The sequence below is a fragment of the Nocardiopsis dassonvillei genome, from assembly GCF_964273065.1.
Lineage (GTDB): Bacteria > Actinomycetota > Actinomycetes > Streptosporangiales > Streptosporangiaceae > Nocardiopsis > Nocardiopsis dassonvillei_B.
The window spans coordinates 2,543,542-2,562,118 of the sequence record NZ_OZ186815.1 but is presented as its reverse complement, the minus strand read 5'-3'; the positions used below and the strand labels follow the sequence as shown (position 1 = coordinate 2,562,118).

Below are 18,577 nucleotides of genomic sequence, written 5' to 3'. Positions count from 1 at the left end.
TTGTCGATTGGCGCGGAAGCTCTCGGCTTCCGTCGGCTCTATTTACTCCTGCTTTCCTTTGGCGGCGGTGTCCTCTCTGGTCGCAGCCCCTAAGATTTCCGAGGACATATGAGTCGACGGTTTTCCCTGGGGGCGGGGTTGAAGCTTTCGCGTTCTCGAATTCTCTTTCTCGGTGCACTTCTCGCCGGAATGGAGGTGGCGTTCCTCGGAGGCCTGGTCGCTTTCGGCCGCCTCTCCTTCCAGGACGCCGTTCAGCTGCTGGTGTGCACGGCGCTCCTCGGTACGTGCCTCGTCCTGGTCCTGGTGCTCCACAGGGTCAACCGCCAGCTCCGGGCGCTCAGGACCGGGTTCGACCGGCAGGTCCGGGAGTTCGCCGAGATCTCCGGGGAGAACCGCGTCGAGCTCGTCGGCCGCGCCGACGACCTGGCCGAGCGCCTGGACCGCCTCGAGCTCCGCCTCACCTCTCCGGGGGTGCGGATCACGCTGGACGGCCGTGACGCGGACGCCGCCCAGAGCTTGCGGAACCTCTCATGAGCCCCGCGGAGCGGACCCGGCTCGCCGGGTTCCTGGGGCGCGGCCCCGTGCTGGTGTGCCGCTACGGCGGGGAGGGCGGCCCGCCCCCGTCCCGGCTGCCCGGGAACGCGGTGTTCCTGGAACTGGAAGCACTGATCCGGGGGGACCGCCCCGCGTTCGACGGGGGATCCGCGTACGAACAGGCGATGGTGATCGTCCCCGGCGTACTCCATCTGCGAGCCCTGGCCCCGCACGCGCACCTGATCCCGCCCGTGCCCCGGCTCTCGGTCCTCATCGGGGCCCTCCTCCGGCCGGGCTCGCCCCTGCCGGCGTTCCCCCCGTCCCTTCCCGGTCCCGAACTCCTCGACTTCCGCGGCCGTGTGCTCCCCTGCGGTGGGCGCCTGGTGGAGTTCGTCTTCGACGGCCCGGCCCCGACCGCCGAGGTGATCGCCGGGGTGGCCCGCGGCGCGCTCGGCGGCCGGCGCGGGGCCCCGCCCCTCCCCGTCGGCCGCGCGCTGGGACCCGACGCGGGCTCGTGGCGGCCCGGGGAGCCCTTCCGCACTCCTGCGGAACCGCTCGATCTCACCCTGCTCACCGGAGCGGACACCCGCGACGACGACGTCCGGACCCCGCACCTGGGCAGGCACTCCGGAGCGGAACTCTCCTGGGGGTCCGTCGGCCGGGCCGGTACCGACATCGCTCCGCTGCGGTCTCTGTCCGTGGGGGATGTGCCTCCGGTGGATGAGCGTGTGGTGAATCCGGTGGGGTTCGTGCGGGGGTGTTCGTCGGTGGTGGGTCGGTTGGTGTGTCGTGGGGGGCGGTGGGTGCTGGTCGCGGGTGGTCGGGAGCGGTGGCGGGTGCCTGATGACGGGACCGTGACCGATGTGGATGTGGCGTCGGTGCGTGATCTGCGTGCGGTGCGGGTGGAGTGGGGGCGGCACAGCGGTCCGTTGGCGGCGGTGCGTGCGGTGGCGGCGTTGGCGGTGGCCGGGGTTCCGGTGGTGTCGTCGGGTGTGCCGTTGTGGGCGGGGTGTCTGGGCGGGCCGCTGGTGGGGTTGATGGGTTCGGTGTCGGTGGCCGGGCTGGCGGATGCGCAGGTGCGTGAGGAGTTCAGTGTGCGGTTGCGTCGTGCGGCGTTGGGGTCGCACAGTGTGGCCGCGCGGTGGCGGGGGTTGGCGGTGGAGGCGGGGTCGGGGCCGGTTCCGGTGGCTTCGGTGTCGGTGGTGTTGTGCACGCGGCGGCCGGAGATGGTGGGGTTCGCGTTGCGTCAGGTGGGGCGGCAGCGGGGTGTGGATGTGGAGGTGGTGTTGGCGCTGCACGGGTTCGGTGTGGATGCGCCGGGGGTGCGGGAGGCGGTGGAGGGGTTCCGGGCGTCGGGTGGCCGGTTGGTGGTGTGGGAGGCCGGTGGGGATGTGGTGTTCGGTGCGGTGTTGAACGGGGCGGTGGCGCGGGCGTCGGGGTCGTTGGTGGCGAAGATGGACGACGATGACTGGTACGGGCCTGATCATCTGTCCGATCTGGTGTGGGCGCGTCGTTATTCGGGGGCGGACCTGGTGGGAACCGCAGCCGAATTCGTGTACCTGGAGGCTTTGGACGCCACCGTCCGACTGGTCCAGCCGACCGAGTGCACCTGGCACACCGCGGCGGGGGGCACCCTGTTCACCGACCGCAGGACCCTGGAGGAGGCCGGAGGCTTCCCGGAGGTCCCCACCGGCGAGGACACCCGGCTGAACCTGGCCATCTGCAGGATGGGCGGCCGTATCCACCGCGGCCACGGGGGCAACTACGTGCTGCGCCGCAAGGCGTCCGGCCACACCTGGAGCGTGGGGAGCGGCTACTTCCTGAGGCACGGGGGCGAACGCCTCCTTCCCGGGTGGCGGCCCAGCTCGCTGCTGGAGGCCGGGCCCGGCGAGGGGCCCCCGGGGGCGCGCCGGGTGGATCCGTGGACCGCGGGAGAGGAACCCGCCCGGAGGGTGCCGGCGGAGGCGGCCCCGTGAGTGTTACGGAGCTCGGCGGCGCGCTGCGTGCCGCCTCCCCGCGCGGAGCCCTGCTGTGCCACATCGGACGGGGCACCTCGCGCCTCGCCCGCGCCGCCGCCACGGCGGACGTCCGGACCGTGGACCTCGCGGAAGCCGACGCGTCCCCTCCTCCCCGGGAGGAGGCCGGGCCCCTCGACCTCGTCGCCGTCCTGGCCGGGTCGATCACGGACCTGCGCCGCTGCATCCCCGCGACGGCGGGGCTCCCCGAGGCCGCACGGGTCCTCGTCTGCATCTGCTCGCCCGCCACCGCCCGGCGACCGCCGCTGCCGGCCCTGCCGGATCCGGACCGGTGGTCCGGCCTCCTCGACGTTCGGGTCCGCCGTTCGGTCGGCTGGGGGTGGACGACGGACCTCTTCTTCGAGTCCCCCGTGCCGGTGGCCGAGGTGCTGGCCGGGGTGGCCCGGGGGTTCGTGGGCGGCCGTCGTGGCGCCGCCCCGGCGCCCCCCGGCGAGCCGGCCGGGCCCGACGCCGGCCTGTGGCGTCCCGGCGAGGTCCCGCTGCGGGCGGTCGGCGGGAGCGGACGCGGGCGCGAGCTCGTCCCGGAGGTCCTCCCGGAGGCCGGGGAGGGGGCCGGGCGCCGGGGCCTGCCTCCGCGGCGCTCCCTCGCCGCGGGCTCCTGGGAGCGGATCGGTTCCCTCGGCACCGAAGGCCTCCACTCCCCCCTGCCCTCCGTGGGGGATGTGCCTCCGGTGGATGAGCGTGTGGTGAATCCGGTGGGGTTCGTGCGGGGGTGTTCGTCGGTGGTGGGTCGGTTGGTGTGTCGTGGGGGGCGGTGGGTGCTGGTCGCGGGTGGTCGGGAGCGGTGGCGGGTGCCTGATGACGGGACCGTGACCGATGTGGATGTGGCGTCGGTGCGTGATCTGCGTGCGGTGCGGGTGGAGTGGGGGCGGCACAGCGGTCCGTTGGCGGCGGTGCGTGCGGTGGCGGCGTTGGCGGTGGCCGGGGTTCCGGTGGTGTCGTCGGGTGTGCCGTTGTGGGCGGGGTGTCTGGGCGGGCCGCTGGTGGGGTTGATGGGTTCGGTGTCGGTGGCCGGGCTGGCGGATGCGCAGGTGCGTGAGGAGTTCAGTGTGCGGTTGCGTCGTGCGGCGTTGGGGTCGCACAGTGTGGCCGCGCGGTGGCGGGGGTTGGCGGTGGAGGCGGGGTCGGGGCCGGTTCCGGTGGCTTCGGTGTCGGTGGTGTTGTGCACGCGGCGGCCGGAGATGGTGGGGTTCGCGTTGCGTCAGGTGGGGCGGCAGCGGGGTGTGGATGTGGAGGTGGTGTTGGCGCTGCACGGGTTCGGTGTGGATGCGCCGGGGGTGCGGGAGGCGGTGGAGGGGTTCCGGGCGTCGGGTGGCCGGTTGGTGGTGTGGGAGGCCGGTGGGGATGTGGTGTTCGGTGCGGTGTTGAACGGGGCGGTGGCGCGGGCGTCGGGGTCGTTGGTGGCGAAGATGGACGACGATGACTGGTACGGGCCTGATCATCTGTCCGATCTGGTGTGGGCGCGGCGTTATTCGGGGGCGGACCTGGTGGGAACCGCAGCCGAGTACTTCTACCTCGAACCCCTGTCCCTCACCGTCCGGTGGGACACCTTCTCCGAATGCTTCGCCGGGCACGTTTCCGGTGCCTGCCTCCTCACCGACCGGACCCTCCTGGAGGAGGTCGGCGGGTTCCGCCCCCTCCCGGTGAACGAGGACGCCGCGCTCCTCGACGGGGCCCGGGCGGCCGGGGCCTCCGTCTACCGCGCACACGGCCTGGGACACGTCATCCGCCGGGCCGGGCACGGCCACACCTGGCTGGAGCGAACGGGGTTCTTCCTGCGCGACAGGGGCGTGCAGTGGCGGGGTTGGCGGCCCAGCGCCCTGCTGGAGAGCGATCCCGGCGACGCTCCCCCCGGGGAGGCTCGGGACACCGGCGCCGGGGCACCGGAGCGGGGGGTCCCCTCCGGTCAGAGCACGAGCAACTGAGGAGACAGCCGTGACACTCGTCGACCATTCCGGGCAGCAGGTGCTCGGCTCCACCGCACCCGCAGCCGCCTCTCCACCGGTTCTGCGGCGCAACGACTATTCGGTGCTGGAGCCTCCGGCGCTGGGGGAGTGGTCTCCGGTGCTGGGTGTGAGTGTGGTGGTCCCGGCGTTCGGGGGTCAGGGGAAGCTGGACCTGACGCTGGCGTCGTTGGCGGCGCAGGGGTATCCGTCGTCGTTGACCGAGGTGGTGGTGGTGGACGACGGGAGTGTTCCCGCGCTGCGGCTGCCGGAGCTGCGTCCGGAGAACACGCGGCTGGTGTCCGCCCGGCCCGGCGGATGGGGGCGTGCCCACGCCGTCCATTCGGGCGTCCTGTCCGCCGGGGGCGAGGTGCTGCTGTTCCTCGACGCGGACATGGTCGTGTTCCGCGACCACCTGGAGGCGCAGATGCGCTGGCACCACCTGGCCGACTACCTCGCGGTCACCGGGCACCTGCGCTTCGTCGAGGACACCGACCGTCCGCCCACCCCGCGGGAGGTGTTCGAGGCCGTGGGGAGGGGGGAGGAGGAGCGGCTGGTCGAGGGGCCGGGGCGGGAGTTGGAGTGGCTGGCCAAGGCCTACCGTACGACCGGGGATCTGCGCAGGGCCGGCCCCCGGGCGCACCGGTGCTTCATCGGGGCCACGGGTTCGGTCCACCGGGCCTTCTACCACGAGTGCGGGGGCATGGATCCCACCCTCCTTCTGGGGGAGGACACCCATCTGGGGTTCCGCATGCTCCAGAACGGAGCCGTCTTCGTTCCCGAGCGCACCGCCGACAGCTGGCACCTGGGCCTCCCCCACATGGAGAGGCGCCGTGCGGAGGCCACACGCTTCAACCGGACCTTCGTGGGCAACCGCCTTCCGTACATGACGGACGCCCAGCGCGTCCGGGGACGCCGGTGGCAGGTCCCCGGGGTCGACGCGGTGGTGGAGGCCGGGGGGCACACCTTCGAGGATGTCGCGGCCACCGTCGACGCGCTGCTGCGCGGTGACACGTCGAACCTGAGGATCACGCTGGTCGGCGCCTGGGAGACCGGGCGGGCGGCCCGGCGGAGGCCGGTGGACGACCCCGGTCAGGACCTGCACCTGCTCCGGGAGCACTACGGTGCGGAACCCCGGGTCCGTTTCGCCTCCGCGGTGCCCGACGCCGACCCTGACGTCCCCTTCCGCCTCCTCGTCGCACCCGGGCAGGTGCTCGCCCCCCACGCCGTGGACCGGATGGTCGACCGGATGGAGAAGAGCCGGTGCGGGCTCCTGCGCGCCACCGTCCTCGGGAACGAACTGGGGGGACCCCGGCTCGAACGCACCTCGGCCTTCGCACGGGCGCGTCGGCTGATCAGGGAGGACGGGGACCTGGAGGCGATGGTCGACCGCGTTCACGGCATCCGCTGGATGGACGGCGACTCGGAGCTGTTCCAGGAGGAGCCGCAGGCTCCGGCCGACTGGGAGGAACAGGTCGAGCGGGCTCTGGCGGAGGCCGGGAGGCACCGCGCGCGGGCCGAGGCCCTGGAGGGCAGGTTCCGTCGGCTGACCAGGGGCGGGCTCGGGCGGTTGCTGTGCCGGATCATGGGATGAGGGGTGACACGGTGAGGGGTGTCCGTACCGAGGGCCTCCCGGAGGGCGCGGCGTGTGCGCCGCGGCCTGTGGTGCGGCGCAACGACTATTCGGTGCTGGAGCCTCCGGCGCTGGGGGAGTGGTCTCCGGTGCTGGGTGTGAGTGTGGTGGTCCCGGCGTTCGGGGGTCAGGGGAAGCTGGACCTGACGCTGGCGTCGTTGGCGGCGCAGGGGTATCCGTCGTCGTTGACCGAGGTGGTGGTGGTGGACGACGGGAGTGTTCCCGCGCTGCGGCTGCCGGAGCTGCGTCCGGAGAACACGCGGCTGGTGTCCGCCCGGCCCGGCGGATGGGGCCCCGGGCACGCGGTGCACTCGGGCGTCCTGTCCTCCGGGGGAGAGGTGGTGCTCCGGCTGGACGCGGACATGGTCGTGTTCCGCGACCACCTGGAGGCGCAGATGCGCTGGCACCACCTGGCCGACTACCTCGCGGTCCTGGGTGACACGGTGTACGAGGAGGGTCCTTTCCACGACCTGACCCCCGAGGGGGTGAGGAACATGGTCCTCACCGCTGCGTGGCCGCGGCGACGGGAGGAGAGCGCCACCCGGCCGGCGTGGATCGCCGAACTGCTGGAGGCCACCGGAGGGCCGGCGGGTGCGGCGCACCGCGCCTGGGAGATGTCCACCGGGGCCTCGTTCTCGGTGCGCCGCTCCTTCCTGGAGGAGGCCGGAGGCAGCGACCCGGCCCTGAGCCTGGGTGAGGACAGTGAGCTCGGATACCGCCTGGCCCAGCGGGGGGCGGTCTTCGTCCCCGACCCCGAGGCGATCGGCCGGCATCTGGGGACGCCCGCCACGGAGCGGGACGGCCGACGGGTCGCGCGGGCCTCGCGGCCCTTCAAGGAGAACCGGATCCCCCTGATGTGGAGCCGCCGGAAGGCGGCGTGGCGCTCCTGGCGGGTCCCCTACGCACAGATCGTGGTGGACACCCTGGGGCAGGGGTACGACGAGGTCGCGACCGTGGTGGACGGACTCCTGGGCGGTGCGCCCGCGGACATCGAGGTGGTGCTCTCGGGGGAGTGGTCCAAAGCCGGTCCCGGACGGCACGGCATGCTGGACGACCCGGACCTCGACGTGCGCCTGTTGAAGGAGTACTACCGCTGCGAACCGAGGGTCCGCTTCTGCGAGGGGGAGCCCGTACCGCATCCGGACGCGCCCTTCCGGCTGCTCGTACCGGCGGGTTTCCCGGCGGCGCCCCACGCCCTGGCGGAGATGGCGGCGACGGCGGACCGGGAGCGGGCGGGGCTGGTGCTGACGCGGGGTGGGGGGCCGCGGCTGGAGCGGACCTCGGCCTTCGCCCGGGCCCGGCTCCTGGGCGCCTCCCCGGAGGACCTGGACGCCGTCGTGGCCGACGTGTGGGGGAGGTCCGAGATGCCCCGGGAGGCCGTCGCCGCGGTGGGGGAGGCGCCGGTGGCGCCCCCCGCGGACTGGAGCAGGCGCCTGAGGAGGGCACGCCGGAAGGCGGAGCTCGCCGAGGCGGAGGCCGACCGCTGGGAGCGGCGGATTCGCGCGCTCACGCGGGGGCGCGGGACCCGGCTGACCCTGTGGGGTATGCGCTGACCACAGGGGAGGGGTGCGGTACCCGACCGGGTGCCGCACCCCTTCGTCCTGTTCCGTGGTGGAACGTCATGGTCTCTCACCTGTGGAGACACGCGGTCGTCTCGCATGGTGAGAAATTCTGGCCACATAGTTGGACATCCGATATTCTGGCGTCCTAGGAGTCAGCGGCGTCCGTCTCCACCGGCCGGTGCCGCCGTCCGCCGCCCCGCCCGCCCGAACCGGGCCCGCGGGGACGGGCCCGGTGCGACCCCGCCGGGGCAGGTGCTCCTTCTCTTTTCTCATCTCTCTCGCGGTCACCGCCGACCGCCGTGTCCGTGCAGCGCACACCCACCAGGTCCGCCGCACGCGGCATCGGTCGCGCACCGCAATCGGAGTCCCACATGATGTACGACATGGTCGAGTACCCGTCCACCTCCGACGTCGACGAAGAGATCTCCCGTGCGCTCCAGGAAGCCCTGGACCGCCGCGACTGACCACCGGGCGCGGGGCGCCGCCGGTTCCGCGGGCCGGTATGGTTGTCTCATTCAGTGTTCATTCTGATCTCACCATGTGAGAAACAGCCGGTGGGATCGCGATCGGATCAGAGGCAGGCCGCATGGCAGCGCGTACGGTGAAACTGGCCGTCATCCCCGGCGACGGGATCGGACCCGAGGTCGTCGCCGAGGGGCTGAAGGTGCTGGAGGCCGCCGCGGCCCGGCACGACCTCGCCGTGGAGACCACCGAGTACGAGCTCGGGGCCCGGCTCTGGCACCGCACCGGCGAGACCCTGCCCGACTCCGTCGCCGCGGAGCTGGCCCGGCACGAGGCCATCTACCTGGGCGCGGTCGGCGACCCCACGGTCCCCAGCGGTGTCCTGGAGCGGGGCCTGCTGCTGCGCCTGCGCTTCGACTTCGACCACTACGTCAACCTGCGCCCCGTGCGCCTGTACCCCGGCGTGGAGAGCCCGCTGGCCGGTGCGACCCCCGAGGACATCGACATGCTCGTCGTCCGCGAGGGCACCGAGGGCCCCTACGCCGGGGCCGGCGGCGTCCTGCGCAAGGGCACCCCGCACGAGATCGCCACGCAGGACAGCGTCAACACCCGCTTCGGCGTGGAGCGCGTCGTCCGCTACGCCTTCGCCAAGGCGGCCGAGCGCCCGCGCAGGAAGCTCACGCTGGTCCACAAGGACAACGTCCTGACCTTCGCGGGCGAGCTGTGGCAGCGCGTCGTCCGCGAGGTCGGTGCGGAGTACCCGCAGGTCTCCGTCGACTACTGCCACGTCGACGCCGCGGCGATGTTCTTCGTCAACCAGCCGGCCCGGTTCGACGTGGTGGTCACCGACAACCTGTTCGGCGACATCATCACCGACATCGGTGCGGCCATCACCGGCGGCATCGGGCTGGCCGCCAGCGGCAACATCAACCCGACCGGCGCCTTCCCGAGCATGTTCGAGCCGGTCCACGGATCGGCCCCCGACATCGCCGGCCAGGGCAAGGCCGACCCGACCGCCACCGTGCTGTCGGCCGCCACCCTCCTGGACCACCTCGGCGTCCCCGACGCGGCCCGCCGCATCGAGGCCGCCGTCGCCGCCGACCTCAAGACCCGTGCCCCCGGCGACACCCGCTCCACCTCCCGCATCGGCGACGACCTCGCCGCGCGAGTAGCCGAGCAGGGCTGACGCCCCGCGTCGGCCCTGCCCCGCTGGACCAGGGCGCGGCCGACCGGCACAGCCACCGCGAACACCCGTGAGGGCGCGCCCGGACACCCCCGGGTGCGCCCTCGCCGTGTTACGGCCCCATTGCTCCTGCTCTGGCACAGGGTGCGCTCTTCCGACAGACTAGATCCCAGGTCGGCGGCGCTGCCGACCTGTTGCACCCGAGAGGACCGACGACGACATGACCAACGACAACACCACCACGAGCGGGTTGGCGTTCGACATCCAGCTCTCCGACCGGCGGAAGACCCCGCAGGAGCGAGAGGCGCTGCTGGAGAGTCCGGGGTTCGGCCAGGTGTTCACCGACCACATGGTGAGCATCCGCTACACCGAGGGCAAGGGGTGGCACGACGCGAAGCTGGAGCCCTACGGCCCGCTGAGCCTGGACCCGGCCACCTCCGCGCTGCACTACGCCCAGGAGATCTTCGAGGGGCTCAAGGCCTACCGCCACCCCGACGGCTCCCTGGCGTCCTTCCGGCCCGAGGCCAACGCGGCCCGCTTCAACCGGAGCGCCGCCCGCATGGCCATGCCCGCGCTTCCCGAGGACCTGTTCCTCAGGTCCATCGAGCTGCTGCTGGAGCACGACGGCGACTGGGTCCCCACCAAGCCCGACTTCAGCCTCTACCTGCGGCCGTTCATGATCTCCACCGACGTGGGCCTGGGGGTCAACCACCCCTCCCGCAGCTACGTCTACCTGCTCATCGCCTCGCCGGTCGGCTCCTACTTCTCGGGCGGCGTCAAGCCGGTCACCGTCTGGCTGTCCAAGGACTACACGCGGGCCGCCCCCGGCGGCACCGGTGCGGCCAAGTTCGCGGGCAACTACGCGGCCAGCTTCCTGGCCCAGGCGCAGGCCGTGGAGAAGGGCTGCGACCAGGTGGTCTGGCTGGACGCCCGCGAGCACCGCTGGGTGGAGGAGATGGGCGGCATGAACCTGTGGTTCGTGTTCGGCTCGGGTGAGAACGCGCGCCTGCGCACCCCGCCGCTCACCGGGACGCTGCTGCCCGGCATCACCCGCGAGTCGCTGCTGACCCTGGCCCCCGACCTGGGCATCCCGGCGGAGGAGGCGCCGATCTCCATCGAGGAGTGGCGCGAGGCCGCCGAGTCGGGCGAGCTGACCGAGGTGTTCGCCTGCGGCACGGCGGCGGTCATCACACCGGTCGGGTTCGTCAAGAGCGACGACGGGGAGTTCACCGTGGGCGACGGCACCCCCGGCCCGGTCACCATGCGCCTGCGCGAGGAGCTGGTCGGCCTCCAGACCGGACACCGCCCGGACAAGCACGGCTGGGTGACCCGCTTCCAGGAGTAGTCCGCCGTAACGAGGGCGGGGCCGCCGGGTTCCCCGGCGGCCCTTTCGCTTGCCCGTTTTGTCCAGTGGGAGAAATCACTGTCCCACATACTGGGACAATCGGTCCGGGAGCAGGGTCACGGCCGTCGTCCTGTGGCACACTGGCCGCATGCCGTCTCAGGTGATCATTATCGTGAGGCGCGCCGGCTGACAGCGGACCTCGCCGGCGCGCAGACCTCTCATGTCCATGGGGGGTCTTTTTTGTTGGCCGGGTCCGGGTCGGTCCACCACAGCATCCACCTTCGGGAGTTCCACCCATGAGGAACGACGGTTTCCACGTTTTCGACACCACGCTGCGCGACGGGGCCCAGCGCGAGGGGATCAATCTCCGGGTCTCCGACAAGCTGGCCATCGCGAAGCTGCTGGACGACTTCGGGGTGGGGTTCATCGAGGGAGGGTGGCCGGGGGCGAACCCCAAGGACACCGAGTTCTTTCAGCGGGCTTCACAAGAGCTCACGCTGAAGCACGCGCGACTCACCGCGTTCGGCGCGACCCGCCGGCCCGGTGTGAAGGCCGCCGACGACCCCATGGTGGCCGCGCTGCGCAACAGCGGCGCGCCGGTCGTCACCCTTGTCGCCAAGAGTGACGACCGGCACGTCGAGCGCGCACTGCGCACGACTCTCGACGAGAACCTCGCCATGATCGCCGACACGGTATCCTACCTGCGCGAACACGGCCAACGTGTGTTCGTGGACTGTGAGCACTTCTTCGACGGGTACCGGCACGACCCGTCCTACGCACTCGACGTCGTGCGGACCGCCGCCGCGGCCGGGGCCGACGTCGTGGTCCTGTGCGACACCAACGGCGGCATGCTCCCCGACGACGTCTTCCGCACCGTCACCGAGGTGCGCGAGGCCACCGGCGCACGCCTGGGCATGCACGCCCAGGACGACACCGGCTGCGCCGTGGCCAACACCCTGGCCGCCGTGGAGGCCGGCGCCACCCACGTGCAGTGCACCGCCAACGGCTACGGGGAGCGGGTGGGCAACGCCGACCTGTTCGCCGTGACGGGGGCGCTCACCCTCAAGCGCGGCATGGACGTGCTGCCCCCGGGGTGCCTGGAGGAGATGACCCGGGTGTCGCACGCCATCGCCGAGATCGTCAACCTCACCCCGGACACGCACCGCCCCTACGTGGGCGTCTCGGCGTTCGCGCACAAGGCGGGGCTGCACGCCTCGGCCATCAAGGTCGACCCCGACCTGTACCAGCACACCGACCCGGCACTGGTCGGCAACACCATGCGCATGCTCGTCTCCGACATGGCCGGGCGGGCGTCCATCGAGCTCAAGGCCGAGGAGCTCGGCCTGGACCTGGCCGGCGACCGGGCCCTGTCGGGCCGCGTCGTGGAGCGGGTCAAGAGCCTGGAGCTCTCGGGGTACAGCTTCGAGGCGGCCGACGCCTCCCTGGAGCTGCTGATGCGCGAGGAGATGGGCGAGCCGGTCCGCTACTTCGAGACGGAGTCGTGGCGGGTCATCACCGAACGCCGCCCCCGGGACGGGGCACCGCTGTTCGGCGAGTACGAGAGCCTGACCGAGGCCACGGTCAAACTGCGGGTCAAGGGCGAGCGCGTCATCGCCACCGCGGAGGGCAACGGCCCGGTCAACGCGCTGGACCGGGCGCTGCGCTCCTCCATGGAGGGCGTCTACACGGCGCTGGCCGGACTGGAGCTGGTGGACTACAAGGTCCGGATCCTGGAGGGCAGCTCCGGCACCAACGCCATCACCCGGACGCTCGTCACCTTCAGCGACGGGGCGGGGGAGTGGACGACGGTCGGGGTGGGCCCCAACGTCGTGGACGCCTCCTGGGTCGCGCTGGAGCAGGCCTTCGACTACGGCCTGCTCCGGCAGGGCTACCCGCGCGACCGGGGCGTGTGACGGCCGGACCGTCTCCGGTCACGCGGCCGCGTGACCGGACGGGACCCCCGCCCGGGCCGAACCGGGCGAGGGGCCCGGCGCACCGGTCCGGCGGGACCCCGCCCGTCGGCGGGAGCGGTCCGGCCCGGGATCCATGACCACTGTGGCCTGCGTCACCGGACATCGCGAACTTCCGGTGAACCCGCAGGTTACGGGTGATGATCGATGTCGGACATAACCGCCCGGCGTCCCCCCGTTGGCACACCGTTCTCCCTCCGGGCGGACCGCGGTCATCAGCCCGGACAAGACTGCGGGGCGTGTCCTCACCAACCACCCTCACCGGCGGGGGAAGGGGCGCGACCACCACCCCGGCCGCCGCACCCCCCGAGTCCCCACCGGCCCGGCGCACCCGCCGGAGCCGGGAGACCGGGCTGGCCTGGGCGTTCCTGGCGCCCTCGATCGTGGTGTTCGCGCTCTTCCTCGCCTATCCCCTCGGCCGCACCGTGTACCTGTCGATGCACGGCAACGACATCATCGGCCGCCCCGACCGGTTCGTCGGGCTCAGCCACTTCGCCGAGATGGCCTCGCCCGAGTTCGGCCGGATCCTGCTCACCACACTGCTCTTCACGGTCGGCACCGTCGTGCCGGGGGTGCTCGGCGCGCTCGCCGTCGTCCTCCTCCTGGAGGGCGTCATCCGCGGACAGCGCCTCCTGCGCGGTGCCTTCGCACTGCCCTTCGCGTTCTCCGTGGCCAGCGCCTCGGTGATCTTCGTGGTGTTCTACAGCTCGGGCAACAGCGTCCTCAACGGCATCCTGTACCGCGCCGGGCTCTCCCAGGTCCCCTGGCTGACCTCCCAGGAGATGGCCCTGTGGTCGGTGTGCATCACCACGGTCTGGATGAACCTCGGCTACGGGGTGCTCGTCCTGGCCGCCGGGATCGGCGCCATCCCCAAGGAGGTCAACGAGGCCGCCCGCATCGACGGGGCCACCGGCGTGCGCCTGGCCCGCGACGTCACCGTCCCCATGCTCGGCCCGCAGCTGTTCTTCCTCGTCGTGATCTCCACGATCAACGCCCTCCAGGGCTTCGGGCAGATCCACATCCTCACCCGGGGCGGGCCCAGCGGCTCCACGACCACCCTGGTCTACTCGATCTTCGAGTACGCCTTCGCCTACAGCACCAGCGACTTCGGCCGGGCCAGCGCCCAGGCGCTCGTCCTGCTGCTCGTGGTCCTGGTGTGCACCGCGGTCCAGTTCGGCGTCATCGAGCGGAAGGTGCACTACGCATGACCGCGGCACCCCTCACCATCCCCGACCGAGGCGGCCCCGCCCCGGCCCCCGCGGCGGCCCGGCGCCGGCGCGGACACGGCCCGGGGTCCCTGCTCGGCCGCGCGGTGCTCTACCTGCTGCTGCTCCTGTTCCTGGTCCCGACCCTGTTCCCGGTGTACTACGTGTTCGCCGGAGCCCTCATGGACCCCAGGGAGCTGTCGACCTTCCCGGCGCAGCTGTTCCCCACCGGACTGCACACGGACAACATCACGGCCGCGCTGAACGCGGTGCCGCTGGTGCGCATGTACGGGAACTCGCTCCTCGCGGCGGGGATCATCACGGTCTCCCAGCTGGTCACCTCCGCCCTGGCCGCCTACGCCTTCGTGTTCCTGCGCTTCCGCGGCTCGGCCGTGGTCTTCGCCCTGTTCCTGGCGACCCTCATGGTCCCGGGCGAGGCCACCTTCATCCCCAACTACCTGACCATCGCCTCGTGGGGGCTCACCGACACCTTCGCGGGGCTGGTCATGCCCTTCCTCGCCTACGCCTTCGGCACGTTCCTGCTGCGCCAGAGCTTCCGGCAGTTCCCCCGGGAGCTGTACGACGCGGCCCGCATGGACGGCATGGGGCACCTGCGGTTCCTGTGGACGGTCCTGGTCCCGCTCAGCCGCCCCGCCCTCACCGCGGTGGGCGTCTACGTGTTCATCACCAGCTGGAACATGTACTTCTGGCCGCTGATCATCACCCGCAGCACCGAGATGCAGACCCTCCAGATCGGTCTCAACAGCCTCAAGACCGGCGAGGCGTCCAACCCCGGCCTCCTCCTGGCCGGCGCCGCCCTCTCCGTCCTGCCCACCCTCGCCCTCGTGATCTTCGGACAGCGCTTCATCGTCCGCGGGCTCACTGCGGGCGCGGTCAAGTAGCCGGACTCCGATCGACCGCCCCCCGGACCCCGGGTGCGGATCCCCTAACGACCAGAGGAAGCGACGAAGCATGAGAATCTCCCCCCGGCGGCACGCGGTCCGCGCCGCCGCCCTGATCACCGGCCTGGGCCTGGTCCTGAGCGGCTGCTCCGGCGGCGGCGGTGGCGAAAGCACCCTCACCGCACCGGGCGCGGACGTCCTGGAGGGCCTGGACGAGGCGGTCCAGGTGGAGTTCTGGCACAGCATGGACGCCACCAACGGACAGGTGCTCGACGGGCTCATCGAGGAGTTCAACTCCCGGAACGAGGGCCGCATCGAGGTCACCGGCGCCTTCCAGGGCGACTACGACACCGCCCTGGCCAACCACCGCGCGGCCATCCAGCAGGGCGAGACCGCCGAACTGATCATGATCTTCGACCTGGGCACCCAGTTCATGATCGACTCCGGGCAGACCGTGCCCGCGCAGTCCTTCGTCGACGCCGACGGCTACGACACCGAGCCGATCGAGGACGCGCTGCTCAACTACTTCACGGTGGACGGCGAACTGCGGTCCTTCCCGTTCAACAACTCCACCCCGCTGATGTACATCAACCGGGACGCCTTCGAGGAGGCGGGCCTGGACCCCGACTCCCCGCCCACCGACCTCGCGGAGATCCGCGAGGCGGCCGAGGAGCTGACCGTCCGCGACGACGACGGAACCGTCGTGCAGTACGGCTTCGGGGCCGCCGTCTACGGCTGGTTCGTCGAGCAGTTCATGGCCCGCGCCGGGGTCCCCTACTGCGACAACTCCAACGGCCGCAGCGGCCGGGCCGCCGAGGTGCTCTTCGACGACCCCAAGGTCGTCGAGCTGGTCGAGTGGTGGCAGGGCATGATCGACGACGAGCTCGCCCTGCAGATCGGCCGCAACACCGACGAGGCCCAGGCCGCGTTCAACTCGGGCCGGGTCGCGATGACCCTGGAGTCCACCGGTTCCCTGGGCGGCTTCATCGAGCAGTCCGACTTCGAGGTGGGCGCCGGGTACTTCCCGCTGGTCGAGGCGGGCGACCCGGGCGGCTCGATCATCGGCGGCGCCTCCCTGTGGATCAACGGCGAGGGGCACAGCGAACAGGAGGTCCGCGCCTCCTGGGAGTTCGTGCAGTTCCTGCTGACCCCCGAGTCCCAGTCGAAGTGGCACGCCGGGACCGGCTACCTGTCCGTCAACACCGAGGGCTACGACGGCCCGGAGGCGCGGGAGCGCGCCGAGGAGTTCCCGCAGTTCTCCGTGGCGGCGGCCCAGCTCGCCGACTCCGAGATCAACGAGAACACCGCCGGCTGCATGATGGGCGTCATGGCGGAGGCGCGCGCCGCCGCCGAGGAGGGCTGGGAGACCGCCCTGACCAGTGACACCCCGGCCGAGGAGGCCATGGCCGAGGCCGCCGACAGGCTGACCACCCCCATCGAGGAGTACAACGCCTCCGTGGAGGAGTGACCCGCGGAGCGGGTCCCGCGGGCCGGGGGAGCGTCCCCCCGGCCCGCGGCCGTGTTCAGGGCGCGCGCCTCACCCGGGTCCCGGGCGCGGCCTCCGCGGTGTGCAGGAGCACCGTGCCGTCCCCGGACCGCAGCAGCCAGTGGGCCCCGTCGCGCTCGGGGGTCCCGGCGGGGCCACCGGGGTGCACCGCCCAGCCTAGGCCCCTGGCGACCGCGCCGGTGACCGGGTGCTCCAGGTAGCGGGCGACCCAGACGCCGAGCCCGGGGGCGTGCTCCCCGAGCGCGTCGAGGCGCTCCCGTTCGGCCCTGAGGGTCGCCCGGAGGCGCGCCGCACGGTCCTTGACGTCCCTGAGCGCCTCGGGGCGGCCCCCGGCCGGTCCCCCGGGCGCCCGGGGGACCGCCTTCCCGTCGGGGCCGACGTACCGCAGGGTGGCGCCGCCCGCCGTCGCGGCCAGCGTCACGACGTGGTCGCCCACCTGTTCGGTGCGGGTGCCGTCGGGGCCCAGGCCGTGGCGGGGCACGGTGCGCTCGGCCGTCTCCTCCGGGCCCAGCCCCAGCCGCCGGGCCACGCGGGCCAGCGAGGCCGCGGTGTGCTTCACCGAGACCCGGTCCCGGAACTCCGCGTGCAGGTCGGCCAGCGACGCCAGCGCCTCCTCCCCGCCCAGCCGCTCGATCACCGAGACGAGGCCGCGGGCGGTGCGGGGATCGCGGGGGACGCGGCCGCACCCCAGCCGCAGGGCCAGCCGGTACGGCAGGTCCACCGCCCATCCGGGGCGGTGGGACAGGTGCGGCAGCACCAGGGCGACCCCCTCCACCAGGTGTCGGGCGTGCGGCCCCAGGTGCTCCGCGGCACGGGGGGAGACGTGTCCCGCGTGCAGGTACCGCACCCGCTCCCCGTCGGTGAACCGCGGTCTCGGCACCGGGACCTCCGGCAGGTCCAAGGCCGTCTCCAGGAAACCCCGCAGGGTCCCGTCGAGGTCCGCGAAGGCGCCGAGCCGTAGCGGCAGGCCCGCCTCCCAGGCGTGCCCGTGGAAGGGCTGGAGGCAGTGGACCGCCAGTCCGGTCAGCCCCGGGTCGGCGATCAGGTCCGGGCGTTCCGCGCGGAGCCGGTCGAAGAAGCGGTCGTCCCGGTAGCAGAGCACCTCCAGGGAGGCGGGCGGCTCGCCCAGCGCGGCGAGGACCTCCAGCAGCCGGTGGTGCGCCCGCTCCCGCTCCCGGTCGTCACCGGGCGTCGACCGCAGCCGGGCCTCCAGGTGGGCCGCCGCGTCGCGCACGGCCCGAACGGAGGCGGCCGGGAGGGCGGGGGAGGCGCGTACGCAGGCGCCCACCGGCAGGTCCGGCGGGCTCCAGCCCAGCGTCAGGGTGCGGACCAGCGCGGGCAGGGTCGCGTCGTCCCAGCCGAGGGACGACCGGGCGAAGTGGTCCTGCACCGCCCAGTGTCGGGAGCAGAGCGCGTGGGGCCGGAGCGCGGGGACACCGGCGATCCGCGCGTCCGGGGGCATCGTCGCCCGGGACCACACCAGGACCCGGCGCAGGGTGTCCTCGTCCCACCCCTCCAGCAGGAGGTCCAGGCCGGTCGCCGGGCGGCGGCCCGCGGTCCCCCAGGTCGGGCGGGGCCTGTCGGGCAGGGCGGCCAGTTCGCGCTCGAAGGCCGCAGCGGCCGCGGGCAGTGCCGGGGTGTGGAGGCCTTCCAGGAGCGCGGTCGCCTCCGGGGGGAGGCCGTACTCCTCCGCCTGGTCCTGGGCCCAGGCGCGTGCCGTGGAGGGGGCCATCGTCGGCCTTTCTCGATGATCCGGTCGGACGGGGGGTCCGATCCCTCCGGGGCCGGAGCGGTTCTCCCGCCGTCAGCCCACCACCAGACCGCCCTCCCCGGTGACGGTGACCGTGTACTCCTCCAGCGGGTCTGTGGCCGGACCCTCCGTCGGGGAGCCGTCGGCGATGGAGAACCGGCTGCCGTGGCACGGGCACACGATCTCCCCGCCGGCCACCTCGTCCACCGGACAGCCCTCGTGGGTGCAGGCGGTGGAGAACGCCCGGAACTCCCCGGCCTCCGGCTGGGTGACGACCACGGCGACCCCGGCCAGGACGACGCCTCCGCCGACCGGCACCTCGTCGACGGTGGCCACGGACTCCTCGGGCGAGGGCGCCGGGTCGGTCCCCGGGGACGGGGACGGGGACGGCGGGGCGCCCCCCGTCTCCGGGGGGCCCGAGCAGGCGGCGGCCCCGGCGACCGCGGCCGCGGCGGCGGCCGCGCCCAGCGCCGCCCGCCGGCTCATCGGGGAAGGAACGTTCAGGGGGTCACGGCGCTCGCACACGGTGCGGCCTCTCTCCCGGG

Annotated in this window: 14 protein-coding genes; 12 read left to right on the top strand and 2 right to left on the bottom strand. The window is 72.9% G+C overall.

Annotated features, from left to right (window positions below; translation table 11 throughout):
• Positions 1–195: 195 nt before the first annotated feature.
• The 12 genes from ACSUPR_RS11300 (at position 196) to ACSUPR_RS11245 (ending at position 16,243) form a co-directional block, all read left to right on the top strand.
• Positions 196–534 carry a hypothetical protein gene (locus ACSUPR_RS11300; protein ID WP_436891100.1) on the top strand — a complete coding sequence of 113 codons (339 nt, stop codon included), beginning with the start codon at positions 196–198 and terminating at the stop codon, positions 532–534.
• Positions 531–2,510, top strand: coding sequence for a glycosyltransferase (locus tag ACSUPR_RS11295; protein ID WP_436891099.1), 1,980 nt, complete (start codon positions 531–533; stop codon positions 2,508–2,510). The genes ACSUPR_RS11300 and ACSUPR_RS11295 overlap by 4 nt, the downstream gene beginning before the upstream one ends.
• Positions 2,507–4,495 (top strand): glycosyltransferase, encoded by a 1,989-nt coding sequence (locus ACSUPR_RS11290; RefSeq protein WP_436891098.1) that lies wholly within the window; start codon positions 2,507–2,509, stop codon positions 4,493–4,495. The genes ACSUPR_RS11295 and ACSUPR_RS11290 overlap by 4 nt, the downstream gene beginning before the upstream one ends.
• Before the next feature lie 10 nt (positions 4,496–4,505).
• A complete protein-coding gene (locus tag ACSUPR_RS11285) occupies positions 4,506–6,107 on the top strand; it encodes a glycosyltransferase (protein WP_436891097.1) in 1,602 nt (533 codons plus the stop codon).
• 11 nt (positions 6,108–6,118) lie between these two features.
• The gene (locus ACSUPR_RS11280; protein WP_436891095.1) at positions 6,119–7,699 is read left to right on the top strand and encodes a glycosyltransferase; all 1,581 of its coding nucleotides are present in this window, start codon (positions 6,119–6,121) and stop codon (positions 7,697–7,699) included.
• A gap of 314 nt (positions 7,700–8,013) precedes the next feature.
• Complete coding sequence (locus ACSUPR_RS11275; protein WP_436891093.1) at positions 8,014–8,172, top strand: hypothetical protein; 159 nt, start codon at positions 8,014–8,016, stop codon at positions 8,170–8,172.
• A 122-nt stretch (positions 8,173–8,294) separates the two neighbouring features.
• Positions 8,295–9,356, top strand: a complete 1,062-nt coding sequence (locus ACSUPR_RS11270) for a 3-isopropylmalate dehydrogenase (protein WP_436891091.1) — start codon at positions 8,295–8,297, stop codon at positions 9,354–9,356.
• A 217-nt stretch (positions 9,357–9,573) separates the two neighbouring features.
• On the top strand, positions 9,574–10,698 hold the full coding sequence (locus ACSUPR_RS11265; RefSeq protein WP_436891090.1) for a branched-chain amino acid aminotransferase: 1,125 nt from the start codon (positions 9,574–9,576) through the stop codon (positions 10,696–10,698).
• A 296-nt stretch (positions 10,699–10,994) separates the two neighbouring features.
• Positions 10,995–12,611 (top strand): citramalate synthase, encoded by a 1,617-nt coding sequence (cimA, locus tag ACSUPR_RS11260; RefSeq protein WP_436891089.1) that lies wholly within the window; start codon positions 10,995–10,997, stop codon positions 12,609–12,611.
• Between the two features lie 296 nt (positions 12,612–12,907).
• Positions 12,908–13,876 (top strand): carbohydrate ABC transporter permease, encoded by a 969-nt coding sequence (locus ACSUPR_RS11255; protein WP_436891087.1) that lies wholly within the window; start codon positions 12,908–12,910, stop codon positions 13,874–13,876.
• Positions 13,873–14,775 carry a carbohydrate ABC transporter permease gene (locus tag ACSUPR_RS11250; RefSeq protein ID WP_436891086.1) on the top strand — a complete coding sequence of 301 codons (903 nt, stop codon included), beginning with the start codon at positions 13,873–13,875 and terminating at the stop codon, positions 14,773–14,775. Before ACSUPR_RS11255 ends, ACSUPR_RS11250 begins: the two co-directional genes overlap by 4 nt.
• 70 nt (positions 14,776–14,845) lie before the next feature.
• Positions 14,846–16,243 (top strand): ABC transporter substrate-binding protein, encoded by a 1,398-nt coding sequence (locus ACSUPR_RS11245; RefSeq protein ID WP_436891085.1) that lies wholly within the window; start codon positions 14,846–14,848, stop codon positions 16,241–16,243.
• Positions 16,244–16,298: 55 nt separating this feature from the next.
• Here the strand turns inward: ACSUPR_RS11245 and ACSUPR_RS11240 are convergent, their stop codons facing one another.
• Both ACSUPR_RS11240 and ACSUPR_RS11235 read right to left on the bottom strand, forming a co-directional pair.
• Positions 16,299–18,014, bottom strand: coding sequence for a hypothetical protein (locus tag ACSUPR_RS11240; protein WP_436891084.1), 1,716 nt, complete (start codon positions 18,012–18,014; stop codon positions 16,299–16,301).
• A 72-nt stretch (positions 18,015–18,086) separates the two neighbouring features.
• Entirely contained in the window at positions 18,087–18,518 is a 432-nt protein-coding gene (locus tag ACSUPR_RS11235; protein WP_436891083.1) for a Rieske (2Fe-2S) protein, read from the bottom strand.
• Positions 18,519–18,577 lie beyond the last annotated feature (59 nt).